At 74.8% G+C, this 12568-nt stretch carries 10 protein-coding genes and 1 pseudogene; 5 read left to right on the forward strand and 6 right to left on the reverse strand.

Annotation, left to right across the window (positions count from 1 at the left end; translation table 11 throughout):
* Positions 1 to 92: 92 nt before the first annotated feature.
* Both AB0E96_RS30465 and AB0E96_RS30470 read left to right on the forward strand, forming a co-directional pair.
* Positions 93 to 659: pseudogene (locus tag AB0E96_RS30465) on the forward strand (ATP-binding protein); the annotation flags it as partial.
* Positions 644 to 1291 carry a response regulator transcription factor gene (locus tag AB0E96_RS30470; protein WP_359829001.1) on the forward strand — a complete coding sequence of 216 codons (648 nt, stop codon included), beginning with the start codon at positions 644 to 646 and terminating at the stop codon, positions 1289 to 1291. The pseudogene AB0E96_RS30465 and the gene AB0E96_RS30470, both read left to right, overlap by 16 nt.
* A gap of 34 nt (positions 1292 to 1325) precedes the next feature.
* Here AB0E96_RS30470 and AB0E96_RS30475 read toward each other — a convergent pair whose 3' ends face one another.
* From AB0E96_RS30475 to AB0E96_RS30495, 5 genes are all read right to left on the reverse strand, one after another.
* On the reverse strand, positions 1326 to 2378 hold the full coding sequence (locus tag AB0E96_RS30475; RefSeq protein ID WP_359829002.1) for a hypothetical protein: 1053 nt from the start codon (positions 2376 to 2378) through the stop codon (positions 1326 to 1328).
* 178 nt (positions 2379 to 2556) lie between these two features.
* Entirely contained in the window at positions 2557 to 3945 is a 1389-nt protein-coding gene (locus tag AB0E96_RS30480) for a hypothetical protein (protein WP_359829003.1), read from the reverse strand.
* 169 nt (positions 3946 to 4114) lie between these two features.
* Complete coding sequence (gene adhP, locus AB0E96_RS30485) at positions 4115 to 5128, reverse strand: alcohol dehydrogenase AdhP (protein WP_359829004.1); 1014 nt, start codon at positions 5126 to 5128, stop codon at positions 4115 to 4117.
* 246 nt (positions 5129 to 5374) lie between these two features.
* Positions 5375 to 5872, reverse strand: a complete 498-nt coding sequence (locus tag AB0E96_RS30490; RefSeq protein ID WP_359829005.1) for a GNAT family N-acetyltransferase — start codon at positions 5870 to 5872, stop codon at positions 5375 to 5377.
* Positions 5869 to 7194 carry a DUF6271 family protein gene (locus tag AB0E96_RS30495; protein WP_359829006.1) on the reverse strand — a complete coding sequence of 442 codons (1326 nt, stop codon included), beginning with the start codon at positions 7192 to 7194 and terminating at the stop codon, positions 5869 to 5871. The genes AB0E96_RS30490 and AB0E96_RS30495 overlap by 4 nt, the downstream gene beginning before the upstream one ends.
* 359 nt (positions 7195 to 7553) lie before the next feature.
* On the opposite strand from AB0E96_RS30495, the gene AB0E96_RS30500 reads away from it, so the two are divergent.
* The 3 genes from AB0E96_RS30500 to AB0E96_RS30510 all read left to right on the forward strand — a co-directional run bounded on the left by AB0E96_RS30500 (position 7554) and on the right by AB0E96_RS30510 (position 10801).
* Positions 7554 to 8732, forward strand: a complete 1179-nt coding sequence (locus tag AB0E96_RS30500) for a peptidoglycan-binding protein (RefSeq protein ID WP_359829007.1) — start codon at positions 7554 to 7556, stop codon at positions 8730 to 8732.
* Between the two features lie 263 nt (positions 8733 to 8995).
* Entirely contained in the window at positions 8996 to 9721 is a 726-nt protein-coding gene (locus AB0E96_RS30505; RefSeq protein WP_359829008.1) for a DUF2269 domain-containing protein, read from the forward strand.
* A gap of 72 nt (positions 9722 to 9793) precedes the next feature.
* Complete coding sequence (locus AB0E96_RS30510) at positions 9794 to 10801, forward strand: LLM class flavin-dependent oxidoreductase (RefSeq protein ID WP_359829010.1); 1008 nt, start codon at positions 9794 to 9796, stop codon at positions 10799 to 10801.
* Positions 10802 to 10904: 103 nt separating this feature from the next.
* On the opposite strand, the gene AB0E96_RS30515 is transcribed toward AB0E96_RS30510, so the two are convergent.
* Positions 10905 to 12419, reverse strand: a complete 1515-nt coding sequence (locus AB0E96_RS30515; protein WP_359829009.1) for an APC family permease — start codon at positions 12417 to 12419, stop codon at positions 10905 to 10907.
* Between the last annotated feature and the right edge of the window lie 149 nt (positions 12420 to 12568).

Here is a 12568-nt window from a genome sequence, read left to right on the forward strand (position 1 = left end):
GTCCTCGCGCAGCTTGAGCACGAGCCGGGTGCGGTCGGCGCTCCACTCCCAGGAGGTGGCCAGCCAGGGCACCGGCTGGAGGGTCTGCGGGTCGATTGATGGAGACCGATCCCGAGCGGGCCAGGGCGCTGATGCGGGCCGCGCGGGCCGGGGCGGCGAGCTCGCTGGCCGAACTGCGCGACCTGGTCCGGGGCATCAACCCGCCGCTGCTGAGCGAACGCGGGCTGGTGGACGCGGTCCGCGCGCTCGCCCTGAACAGCCCGCTCGACGTGACCGTCACCGCCGACGGGCCGTTCCGGCTGGAGCCGCCGATCGAGTCCGCGGTCTACTTCGGGATCGCCGAACTGCTCACCAACGCGACCAAGCACGCCCGGGCGTCGGAGGTGCGGATCACCCTCGGGCACAGTGCGACCGGTGTGGTGGTGGAGGTCCTGGACGACGGCCGAGGCGGGGCGGAGGGGGGTGCGGTGACGGGGCGTGCGGTCCCGGGCGGCGCGGGGGAGAGAGCTACGGGGACGGGCAGAGCGGGGGCGGGAGGCGCGGGCGGCCTGGCCGGACTGCGCCGCCGCCTCGCGGTGTTCGACGGAACCCTGGAACTCGACAGTCCGGCGGGCGGCCCGACCCGTGCGACCATGGTGGTGCCATGCGAATCGTTGTAGCCGAGGACCTCTACCTGCTGCGGGACGGTCTGGTCCACCTGATCGAGGCCTACGGGCACCAGGTGGTCGCGACCGCCGCCACCGGCCCCGAGGCCCTGGACGCCCTGCTGACCGCACGCCCGGACGTGGCCGTCGTCGACGTCCGGATGCCGCCGACCCAGTCCGACGAGGGGCTCCAGGCGGCCCTGGCGGCCCGTCGGCAGGTGCCCGGGCTGCCGGTGTTGATCCTCTCCCAGCACGTGGAGCGGCTGTACGCCCGCGAGCTGTTGGCCGACGGCGCCGGCGGCATCGGCTACTTCCTCAAGGAGAGCGTGTTCGACGGCGAGCAGTTCATCGACGCCCTGGAGCGGGTCGCCGCGGGCGGCACGGCCCTGGACCCGGCCGTGATCGGCGCGCTGGTGTCCTCCGCCCCCTCCGACCGGCGGCTCGACCGGCTCACCGGGCGGGAGCTGGAGGTGCTCGGCCTGATGGCGGAGGGGCTGTCCAACCAGGCTATCGCGCAACGGCTGTTCCTCAGCGACAGCGCGATCGGCAAGTACACCACCTCGATGTTCGGCAAGCTCGGGCTGACCGACGACGAGAACGGCAACCGGCGGGTGCAGGCCGTCCTGGCCTACCTCGACCGGGCCTGACCGCTCGGCGGCCCGGCCATCAAGGACCAGGCCGTCAGGGCGTCGGGTCGGTGCCGGCGGCGTCCGGGGTGCTGTCGCCCTGGGCCTGCCGGGCGTGCTCGGCGAGCAGCCGGACGAGGCCGGGGAGCGGGTCGTCGGCGACCACCGCGCCGCGGTCGTCGTCACGCACCAGCAGCAGCACGGCGCCGACCCGGACCAGCGTCACCGCCGACGACCCTCGCACCCGGGCGGCGCTCCGGTCGCCGATCCCGGCGAGGGGCGCCGCCGTCGGATCCTCTCCGGGGGTGCGGTCGAGCGCGGTGGCGAAGGCCTGCGCGGCTGTTCCCGGGGAGTCGAAGGCGACCGCGTCGATCGTCACGTGCCGACTGTCGGCGGCCGCGAACGTCACGGTGGCATGGGCGAGTTGACGGTCGCAGGAGTTCGGGAGCAGACACGGCAGTGAGCCGCCCCGGCCCGTCCCCGACTCGGGCCCGCTCGCCACCTGCCAGCCGGCCGGCACCGACCGGGCCTCCGGCAGCACACCCCGCAGCAGCGCGGGGTCGCGCAGGACCGGAGCGGCGTGCGCCAGATCGGGCCCGCCCGGCTTCAGCAGCGGGCGCGAGCCCAGGTGGACGCCGAGCGCGACCAGGACGGCGATCAGGACCAGGGCGAGCGCCACCACGATCCCGGTGCCGCTCCTCCGGGCAGCCAGCGCCCGGGCCCGGGCGACGGCCGCGGGGCCGGTCCGCAGCTGGACGGTGGCCGGGCCCTTCGGCGGTGGCGCGGACGGCGGGCCGAGCCGCAGCTGCACGGTGCCGGGCTCGCCGCGCAGCTGGACGGTCGGCGGATCGCCGGGCTTCCCGAGCCCGGTGGTGGCCAGGTACCGCGCGAACGCCGGGTCCGCGGCCAGCAGGTGCGCGACCGCGGCGGTGAGCAGTGCCCACGCCTGCGCGTCCCCCGGCCCCGACTCCGCCGCCGCGAGCGCCCGGGCCCCCTCCGGCACCATCCGCAACCGCGCCCGTACGACGTCCGCCACCGCCTGGTGCGGCCCGTCGCCCAGCAGTGCCGCCGTCACCGCCTCCGGTGCGGGCCCCCGGCCGTCCCCCATGGCAACTCCCCTTGCCGCACGAGTGGTTGCCCCCATGATCCCGGACCGCGGGGCACTTCGTACCCATGCCGAACGGAACGGAGACGCAATCGCGACCGCTTCCGGACACCGGAGGCCGCCGGGGCCGGGTTCCGCCCCCGGGCGGTCACCCGCCGGTCACCCTGCGGTCATCGGGAAGTCATCGGGCGGTCATCGGGCCGTCCGTGACGGGGACGCCAGGGTCGGGCCGGCTGCCCGTGAAGGGCGGCAGGGCCTCCCGGACCAGTGCCGCGATGGCCCCGGGCGGCAGGCCCGGATGGCCCGCTGCGGCCTCGGCGGTACGCCGGTCGGCGGAGGCGAGGCAGCGGGCCAGGGCCCCGGGCCCGGCCCGGCGGTGGGCCGCGATGGCACGCAGGGCCCTGAGGGGCGCCGGTTCGGTGGTGGCGATGCGGTCGAGCAGTACGGCCGGGGCGTCCGGATTGGCGGCGACGGCGGCGGCGACCTTGGCGCCGAACCGGTCGAGCAGGGCGGTGAGCCGGGCGGGCGGGAGACCGGGATGCGGGGCGACCGACTTCGCGACCGCCGCGTCCGGGTCGGCGGCGAGCCGGTCCCGTACGGTCGGCGGCAGATCGCGGTGCTCGGCGGCGAGCATGCGGACCCGGGGCTCGGGGGAGTCCGCGAGCCGGGCGAGTTCGGCCGGCTCGGCGGCGGCGATCCGGGGGAGCAGGACGGGCCCGATCCGGACGGTGACGGCGAGCCGTTCGAGCAGGTCGAGCGGCAGCGCGGGGTGGTGCGCGAGCCGGCCCAGGACGTCGGTGTCGCGGTCGGCGGCGAGCCGGTGCATCAGGGCCGGGTCGATTCCGAGGTTCACCGCGAGGTTGCAGCGGATCCAGCAGGCGGGCTCCTCGGCGAGCCGGTGGTAGGCCGCCGACGGCAGTCCGGGGTGCTCGGCGAGCCGGCCCCGGACTTCCGGCCGGTCGTCGAGGTGCAGGGCGGCCGCCGCGCCAGGGGTCGCCGGATTGCCCGCGGCCTGGCGGCGGACGCCGACGTCGTCGTCGTCCAGCAGCCTCGTCAGCAGGACCGGCGGCGTGGCCCGGTTGTCCGCTACCCACAGCCGTACCTCGGCCTCCGGGTGCGCGGCGAGCCGGGCCAGCAGGTCCGTCCGGCCGGTGTGGCACCCGAGTTCGGCCGGTACGGCGATCGTCGGGTCCGCCGCGAGCAGCTCGGCGGTCTCGTCGGGCAGCCCGGGGCAGGAGGCGAGCAGTCTCCGGACGTACGGGTCCGGATGCCGGGCCAGGCGCGGGGCCCAGGCCGGATCGCCGCGCCCCTCGTCCAGCAGGGCGAGCGCGACCAGGGGCCGGGTGGACGGGTCGACGTCCGACGCGTGCAGCAGACCGCCGAGGGCGAGCCGGACGGCGGTGTCCTCGTCGCGTGCGGCGAGCCGCCGGACCTGCTCCGGCGCGAGGTCCGCCCGGTCCGCGAGGGCGCGGGCCAGGTCCTCGTCGGCGTCGGCGGCGGCGACGAGCCGCCCCAGGAGGTCGGGCGGCAGCGCGGGGTTGAGAGCGACGGCGTACAGCGGTGACGGCATCCGGACATCGTGCCCGCCGCCGGCCGGACCCGCCGACGATGTGCGGGCCCGGCGGAGTGCGGCCGCCGAGGCGGTGGCCGACGGGTGCGTTTCGGCCGGCCCCTGTCCCCGGCCCTGTCCCCGGCGGGCGCGGTCCGACGCGTCCGGCCCGGCCCTTCCGCGTGGCCGGTCAGCGCAGGTCGAAGACCAGGCGGGCGGAGACCTTGCCGCTCAGCACCTCCTCGAAGCAGGCGTTCACGTCCTCCAGCCGCCGGGTCTCGCGGATCACCCGGGTGCGGCCGAGGGCGTGCAGCCGGAACACCTCGGCGAGGTCCTCGCGGGTGCCGACGATCGAGCCGACGACCTTGGTGCCGTTCAACACCGTCTCGAAGACCGGCAGTTCGAGTTTGCCGCCGGCCGGGAGGGCGACCAGGACGAGGGTGCCGCCGCGCCGAAGCGCGCCGTAGGCGGCCTGGAAGGAGGCGTTGCTGACGGCGAGGGCGATCGCGGCGTGGGCACCGCCGAGGGCCTGGACCTCGGCGGCGACGTCCTGGGTGCGGGCGTCGAGGACGTGGTCGGCGCCGAGTTCGCGGGCCAGTGCGAGCTTGTCGTCGGTGACGTCGACGGCGATGGTCTCGGCGCCGAAGATCCGGGCGTACTGGAGGGCCAGGTGGCCGAGCCCGCCGATGCCGGAGACCAGCACCCGGGTGCCGGGGCTGGCGTCGGAGACCTTGAGCGCCTTGTAGGTGGTGACGCCCGCGCAGGACAGCGGTGCGGCGTCCAGCGGGTCGATGCCGTCCGGGACGGGGACGACGTAGTCGCCGTGCGCGAGCGCGTGCTCGGCGTACGCGCCGTCCATCGAGTAGCCGCTGTTGTGCTGCTGGAGGCAGAGCGTCTCCCAGCCGGTGACGCACTGGTCGCAGCGCCCGCAGGCGTCCGCGAGCCAGGGGATGGCGACCCGCTCGCCCACCCGGACGTGCCGGACCCGGTCGCCGGCTGCCTCGACCACGCCGACGCCCTCGTGCCCGGGGACGAACGGCGGGCTGGGCTTGACCGGCCAGTCGCCGTGGGCGGCGTGGATGTCGGTGTGGCAGAGGCCGGAGGCCTCGATCCGGACCCGGACCTGGTGCGCGGCCGGCTCGGGTACCGGATGCTCCTCGACGGTCAGCGGTGCGGTGAACTCGCGGACGACGGCGGCCTTCATGCGCTGCTCCTCGGTCGTGCGGGCGTGCGGGCGTGCGGACGTGTGTTGCCGGCGGGCTGCGGAGGGGACGCAGCCCGCCAACAGCTTCACCCGATGGGGTGAGTTCCGCAGCCGTGGCTAGGCCGAAAGAGTGATCATCTGTGGAGGGTCGGTGCAGGACGACCGGTACAGGACGACCAGTGCATGAGGACCGGTGCGGGAGGACCGGTGCCGGAGGGCGGGCGAACCGACGAACCGCCCGCCCGTTCAGCCCACCGGCATGGACATGTACACCGCCCGCCGTCCGTAGCAGGCGGGCACCGGCACCTCCCGGTGCGCCCGGTAGCCGAGCAGCCGCAGCAGGATGTCCGTCCCGCGCACCGCGACCATCGAGATCCGCTCGTACCCCTGCTCGCTCGCCTGCTCCCGGAAGTGCCGGATGAAGCCCAGCGCGACGTCGCGGCCGCGCAGCTCCTCGGCGATCACCAGGTCGTGGACGTGCAGGTTGGTCGAGCGGAAGGCCTGTTCCTCCGGGCGGCTGAGGTCCGGGCAGCTCAACGGCGGGTACGGCAGGCTCAGGAGGTAGCCGCACACCGCGCCGTGCCGCTCCAGGACGAAGCAGGTGTCGGGCGAGCTGCGGGCCCGCGACTGGAGCGCCTCCCGGCCCTCGGACAGGCCGTCGGCCGCGTAGGCGTCGTGCTCCAGCGCGACCACGGCGTCCCAGTCGTCGTCGGTCAGCAGCCGGATCCGGAGGTCCTCGCTCACCAGGCCGGAACCTCCGAGGCGGTGCCGAGGCCCTCGGCGCGGGAGGCGGCCACCAGCGCCGCCCAGGCCTCCACCAGCACCGCCCAGCGCTCGGCGTCCTCCCGCGCCTCGTCCAGCAGCTGTTGGCGCCGCCCGGCCACCACGTCGGCGAGCTCGGCGTACTTGCCGCCCAGCTTGCGGTAGGAGCTGTCCAGCACGTCCAGGCAGTGCTCGTTCCCGGCCCGGTCCCAGTCGACGCTGCCCCGGACCAGGCCGAGGATCGGCTCGATCCGCAACCCGTGCCGCTCGTCCAGCAGGTCGCGGCCGAGGTCGATCATCCCGCCGTAGACCGGGTACAGGTAGAGCATCGAGAGCAGGAACTTGACGAACCGCAGCTGGTAGTCGACGAAGCCGGCGCCGGTGCGGCGCTCGGGCGTGTAGTAGTTGACGATGTGGCGGTTGTGGACGACGCCGGGCAACCGGGAGTGGACCAGGGCGTGCAGCAGGGCGTAGTCGCTGCCGATGGTCTCGATCGAGGGCAGCAGTGGCAGCACCTCGTAGGCCCGGTGGTCCAGGGCGATGTTGCACATGTAGACGTCCCAGATGTCGGGCACGCCGAGGACGGACTCGTCGGTGCCGAACGGCTCGGCGCCGGCGCCCTTGAAGGAGACCTCCACCATGGCGTCCCGGTCCTCGTCCGGCCACACCGGCGGGGTCCACAGGCGCACGATCTCGTGGTAGACGGCCGGGTCCAGCTCGTGGATCTCGCTGATGTCCACGTTGAGTTCGCCGATGAAGGAGCCGCTGACCAGCATCACCGGCTTGTCCGCGTCGGCCGGGTCGAGCTCGGAGCGGGACACGCCGGCCGCCGCCTCGCCGGCCGGGCGGCCGATCGAGAGCAGCTCGTGGTGGATCGGGAAGACCTTCCGCCCGTCGACGACCTGGAAGTCGGCGTCGTCGTTGCGCAGGTGCGTCGAGGTGCAGCCCAGGGCGGCCGCGCCGAGGAAGAGTCGGTTGACGCAGGAGCCGTACGCGACGGCCCGCGGGAGCATCAGGTCGAGCAGCAGTTCGGGGTCGGCGGCGCCGGAGCGCTCGGCCACCCGGCGCAGGAACTCCCGCTGCCGCGCCTCGCCGAGGTGGTGGACGACCACGCCGGGGGTGGGCTCCAGCGCGGCCACGGCGCCCGCGTTCTTCGCGAACGCGTCGGCGTCGGTGGTGTCGAGGACGAGCAGGTGCACCTCGACCCCGAAGGTCGTGACGGCGTAGGCCGCCTCTTCGGCGAGGTCCGCGATGGTCTCGGGGCAGGGCCGCATGGTGGGCAGGGCGAGGCAGACTCTTTGCATGGTGCGGGTTACTCCATCGGATCGTCAGATTTGGTTCCACGACGGCCAGTTGATCGCGTTCGACAGCTCCGGGCGCGGGCCGGCGCCGGTCCGCCGCACCACCGTGGACTAGACCACTTTTGATGTCAACGATTGACAGCGGGGGCCCCGTGGGGTGGAATGCGCCCCCTCCCCCGCCCGATCGGCCGCCCCCGCACGGGCGCCCGGTTCGCACACGGGGTCGAATGCCCCCCGTGCAGTCGAACGGCCGCGCGGGCCAGGGGGGTTCATCGCCGCGCATTTGCGCCTCGGGGTCAATCCACGAGCCGTACCTGCCGATACCGGAGGTGATGCCCTCACACCGTTCGGAGGAGCCAGAAATGCCCGAACTGTGGCTGCCCGGTGCCGAGATCCACGACCTCGGCGACCACGCACCGACCGACCAGCAGTACCCGCCGAAGGCCATCGCCCACATCACCTGGGACCGCAACGCGACCGCCGCCGCCCCGCAGGACTGGTGCTCCTACGAGGACCTGGTCGGCTACTTCACCGGCAGCGGCTCCGGTGCCGCGCCGCACCTGGTCTGGGACCCGTTCAGCGGCCGGACGGCCCAGCTGTTCCCGGCCGACTCCCGCTCGAAGAGCCTGCTCAGCCCCGCCCAGAGCCCGACCCGGACCAACCGGGCCGGGCGGGTGGTGATCCAGATCGAGGCGGTCTTCTTCCCCTACTGCCGCTACCAGGGCGGCGTCTACCCGCGGCTCGTCGACACCCCCTGCGCCGGCTGGGACCGGATCCACGCCTGGATCTCCTCCTGGGGCGTGCCGGACATCTGGCCGATGGGCCGGCCGACCGACTTCTCCGGCAACCGCGACGAGCGGATCTGGGAGGCCGCCGGCGGCTGGTACGCGCACGCCCACGTGCCGTACAACGACCACACCGACCCCGGATCCTGGCCGGACCTCCTGATCGGGCCCGGTTCACCGAACATCCCGCCCCCGCAGCAGTCCGAGCCCGCTCGCTACCAGGTCAGCATCAACGGCCTGCCGTACGGGTACGGCGCCCAGGGCTACCAGGTGACGGTGGTCGGCCGGGCGCTGGTCTCGCACGGCTTCGGCGACCACTACCAGTCCGGCCCCGGCCCGAACTGGACGGACGCGGACACCGAGAACTACGCGGACTACCAGGGGAGCCTGGGCTACTCCGGGCAGGCGGCGGACGGGATCCCCGGCGAGAGCTCGCTGCGGCGCCTGCTCGGCTACCTGCCCGCGCAGCGGACGGTCTCGGTGTCCCACCTGCTCGCGGCCGCCGGGACGGACCCGGGCGCCGCCCAGGGGCACCTGACGTACCCGGCCGAGGTGGCGATGGTGGAGCAGGCGCTCGTCGACGAGGGGCTGCTCGACCAGCGGTGGGTGGACGGCTCGTTCGGGACCCGCACGGTCTCCGCGTACGCGGCCTGGCAGCGGCGCTGCGGGTACGAGGGAGGAGCGGCGGACGGGATCCCCGGCCAGGCCTCCTTGCACCAGCTGGGCGCGGCCCACGGCTTCGCGGTGACCGACTGAGGCGGGCCGCCGCCGGGGAGGCGCGGCGGGCGGCGTTCCCGGGGGTGCCGTCCGCGGTGCCGCTCCCGGGAGTGCCGCCCGCGGTGCCGCTTCCGGGGGTGCTTACCGTCGTGCTACTCCCGGGGGAGGCGCGGCCCGACGATTGCCGGGAGAGCGTACTCGCCCGGGAGTAGCCGAAGTTACTTCCACCGTCAGATGCCGGATGAGGCGCGGACGGGAGAGCCTGGGGACGTCCTCGTGACCCGGACTCGAAGGAGGTCCCCTTGCGCTCGCCCACCGGCGCCGTCGCGGCGTCCGAACCGATGCCACGGCGCGTGGCGGCACCGGCGTCCGCCGGCCGCCGCCTGCCTCCGGCGGTCCGCAAACCGCTGGTCGTCCTGCACGTCGTCGCCTCGGTGAGCTGGCTGGCCCTGATGCTCTGCCTGCTCACCCTGGCGGTGGCGGCGTTGACGACCACGGACGCCGACCGGCTGCGCACCGCCTACCGGGCGATGGGTCTGCTCGGAGACGCGCTTATCCTGCCGCTGAGCCTGCTCACCCTCCTCAGCGGGGTGGTGCTCGGGCTCGGCACCTCCTGGGGGCTGTTCCGGTACTACTGGGTGAGCGCCAAGTTCTGGCTGACGCTCGGGGCGATGACGGCCTCGCTGCTCGCCCTCACCGACCGGCTGCACGACGCGGTGCGGGTGGCGGACGCGCACCCGACCGGCCCGATCACGGCGGCGGACCTCGGCTTCGTCCGCTACAACACGGTGATCGTGCCGGCGGTGGCGCTGACGCTCTACCTGCTCAACGTGATCCTCTCCGTGTACAAGCCCTGGGGCCGCCGCCCGGCCAGGGCCTCGGCCCGGACCAGGCCCGGGGCTGCGACTCGGACCACGCCCGGGGCTGCGGCCCGGACCACGGCCGGGGCCGTGACTCGGACCACGGCCGGGGACACGGCCGGGTCCCCGGAGGCCCGACGGGGCCGAATACCGGGGGCGGGCACCTGACCGGCCCGCGGTCGGCCCCGACCCGGGCCGCCCGGGGAATGCCCGCGCGGCGGGCGGGCGTTGTCCACCGACGTGACCAGCGCCGCGCCCACGACCAGGCTCTCCGTGCTCGACCGCTCCCGGACCAGACAGGGCGAGGAGCCGGCCCAGGCACTGCGGGACACGGTGGCCTTCGCCCGTGAGGCGGAGCGTCTCGGCTACCACCGGTTCTGGGTCTCCGAGCACCACGGCGTGCCGGGGGTGGCGGGATCGGCGCCCACCGTGCTCGCCGCGGCGGTGGCGGCCGCCACCACCCGCATCCGGGTCGGCACCGGCGGGGTGATGCTGCCCAACCACCAGCCGCTGGTGGTGGCCGAGCAGTTCGGGGTGCTGGCCGCGCTGTTCCCGGGGCGGATCGACATGGGGCTCGGGCGTTCGGTGGGCTTCACCGACGGGGTCCGGCGGGCGCTCGGACGGGAGAAGGACGCCGCCGAGGAGTTCGGCGCCCAGCTGGCCGAACTCCTCGGCTACTTCGACGGCTCGCAGCAGGCGCACCGCGGGGTCCACGCCCGGCCGGCCGAGGGGCTCAGCGTCCCGGCCTTCGTACTGGCCACCGGTGCGGGCGCCGACCTGGCCGCCGAGGCCGGGCTGCCGCTGGTGATCGCCGCCGCGCGCGGGGAGGACCGGATGCTCGCGGCGATCGACCGCTACCGCACCCGGTTCCGCCCCTCCGCGCAGGCCGCCGCCCCGTACGTGGTGGTCTCGGGCACGGTGGCGGTCGCCGGGACGGTCGAGCGGGCGCGCGAGTTGCTCGTCCCGGAGGCCTGGTCCGGTGCGTACTCCCGCACCCACGGCGAGTTCCCGCCGCTGGCCCCGGCGGCGGAGATCCGGGCCCGGGAGATGACCGCCCGGGAGCGGGCCGCGTACGAGCAGTCGCTCAAGGGCCACATCGCGGGCACCCCGGAGCAGGCCGCCGCCGAGGTGGCGGCGCTGGTCGGGCGCAGCGGGGCGGACGAGTTCCTGGTCACCACCAGTACCTACGACCGCGCCGCGCTGCTGGACTCCTACCGGCTGCTCGCCGAAGCCGTCGGCCAGGCCTGAGCGGGCGGCGGCGAGGGCAGGGTCCGGGCGGGGCACTCACCCCACCCGCCACCCCGCCTGCCGTGCCGCCCCCCCCCGGTGACGCCCACCGCGCCTCGGCCGCTCAGCCCGCGTCGACCTCGGTGGTCCCGAGCCGCGCGTACACCTCCGGCCGCCGCGCCCGCAGCCGCAGGGCGATACCGACGCCGGTCAGGAACACCACCGGCACGATGGCGACCAGCGGCCAGTTGACCTCCGGACCGGCACCGGTGAACAGGTCGAGCCGCCACACCACCAGCGCGGTGGCCCCGCACAGCAGCACGGTGGCGGTCAGCGGCGCCACGACCGTACGGAACACCCCGGCGCGCGCGGCGGCCGCCCGGTTGCGACGGAAGAAGGCGAACACGGCGAGGGCCGCCAGTACTTGGAGCAGCAGGATGCCGACCACCCCGGGGGAGTTCACCCAGAGGAAGAACTGGTCGTACGGGTCCGCGCCGATCAGCGCCGCCACCCCGACGGCCACCGCCGCCAGCACCGACTGCGCGATGCCGCCGATCCACGGCGAGCCGTGGCGCGGGTGGATCCGGCCGAGCGCGGCCGGTGCGGCCTGCTCGGTCGCCAGCGCGTAGCCGTACCGGGTGATGGTGTTGTGGAAGGCGAGCAGCGCCGCGAGCAGGCTGGTGACGATCAGCACCCGCTGCACGTCCGTCGCCCAGCCGCCGACGTAGTCGGTCATCGCGGTGAAGAACATCCCGGCCGGGTCGGCGGTGGCGGTGGCGACGGCCTCGGTGTCACCGAAGGCCTGCACGATCATCCAGGTGACGAAGGTGTAGAAGAGCCCGAGGAAGGCGATCGCGGCGTAGGTCGCGCGCGGCACGGTCCGGTGCGGCTGCCGGGCCTCCTCGCGGTAGATCGCGGTGGCCTCGAAACCGATGAAGGCGGCGAAGGAGAGCCCGAGCACCCCGCCCATCCCGCTGGAGAAGACGTGCTCGGGAGCGAACGAGGTCAGGCTCAGCCCGTGCGCCCCGCCCTTGACCAGCACCGCCACCGCGAGCACCACCAAGATGCCGGTCTCGGCGATCAGCAGTGCCCCGAGCACCTTGGCGCCGAGGTCTATCGAGCGGAACCCGAGGAACCAGACCACCGCGACCCCGAGCAGCGCCCAGACCGGCCAGGGCAGGTCAAGCCCGAGCAGGTCGGCGGCCGTGGTGTGGGCGAAGAATCCGAAGGCGCCGAACATGCCGATCTGGATCGCGTTGTACGAGAGCACCGCCAGCAGTGCCGCGCCCAGCCCGGCCGCCCGGCCGAGGCCCCGGGTGACGTAGGCGTAGAAGGCGCCGGCGTTGCGGATGTGCGCGGTCATGGTGGTGAACCCGACCGCGAAGAGCGCCAGCACCACGCCGGTGGCCAGGTAGGCGACCGGCGTGCCGATGCCGCCGAAGGAGATCGCGAACGGCGCCACACCGGCCATCACGGTCAGCGGTGCGGCGGCGGCCACGACGAAGAAGACGATGTCGCCGGTGCCGAGCACCCCGCGCTCCAGCCCGCCGGCGGCCCCCGAAGCGGCGGAAGCGGCGGAAGCGGGGGAGCCGGAGGAACGGAGTGCGGAGGAGGAGGCCGCGTCGGAGGGCAAGGTCATGGGGAGCTCTCCTTGGGTCGTGCGAACGGGGGTGGGGCGGTCGGCGGCCGACACGCCGGTGGCGGTCCCGTCGTCGCCGACGGTGAGGCGGAGCAGGCCACCGCAGATCCAAGGGTTTTCCCACGGGGTGAGAACCACTCCACCGGGCC

Source organism: Kitasatospora sp. NPDC036755 (assembly GCF_040636595.1).
GTDB lineage: Bacteria > Actinomycetota > Actinomycetes > Streptomycetales > Streptomycetaceae > Kitasatospora.

Bases quoted from the DNA above. Each gene is read 5' to 3' on its own strand.
- AB0E96_RS30470 (WP_359829001.1), top strand. From the start codon at position 644: ATGCGAATCGTTGTAGCCGAGGACCTCTACCTGCTGCGGGACGGTCTG.
- AB0E96_RS30475 (WP_359829002.1), bottom strand. From the start codon at position 2,378: ATGGGGGACGGCCGGGGGCCCGCACCGGAGGCGGTGACGGCGGCACTG.
- AB0E96_RS30480 (WP_359829003.1), bottom strand. From the start codon at position 3,945: ATGCCGTCACCGCTGTACGCCGTCGCTCTCAACCCCGCGCTGCCGCCC.
- adhP (WP_359829004.1), bottom strand. From the start codon at position 5,128: ATGAAGGCCGCCGTCGTCCGCGAGTTCACCGCACCGCTGACCGTCGAG.
- AB0E96_RS30495 (WP_359829006.1), bottom strand. From the start codon at position 7,194: ATGCAAAGAGTCTGCCTCGCCCTGCCCACCATGCGGCCCTGCCCCGAG.
- AB0E96_RS30500 (WP_359829007.1), top strand. From the start codon at position 7,554: ATGCCCGAACTGTGGCTGCCCGGTGCCGAGATCCACGACCTCGGCGAC.
- AB0E96_RS30515 (WP_359829009.1), bottom strand. From the start codon at position 12,419: ATGACCTTGCCCTCCGACGCGGCCTCCTCCTCCGCACTCCGTTCCTCC.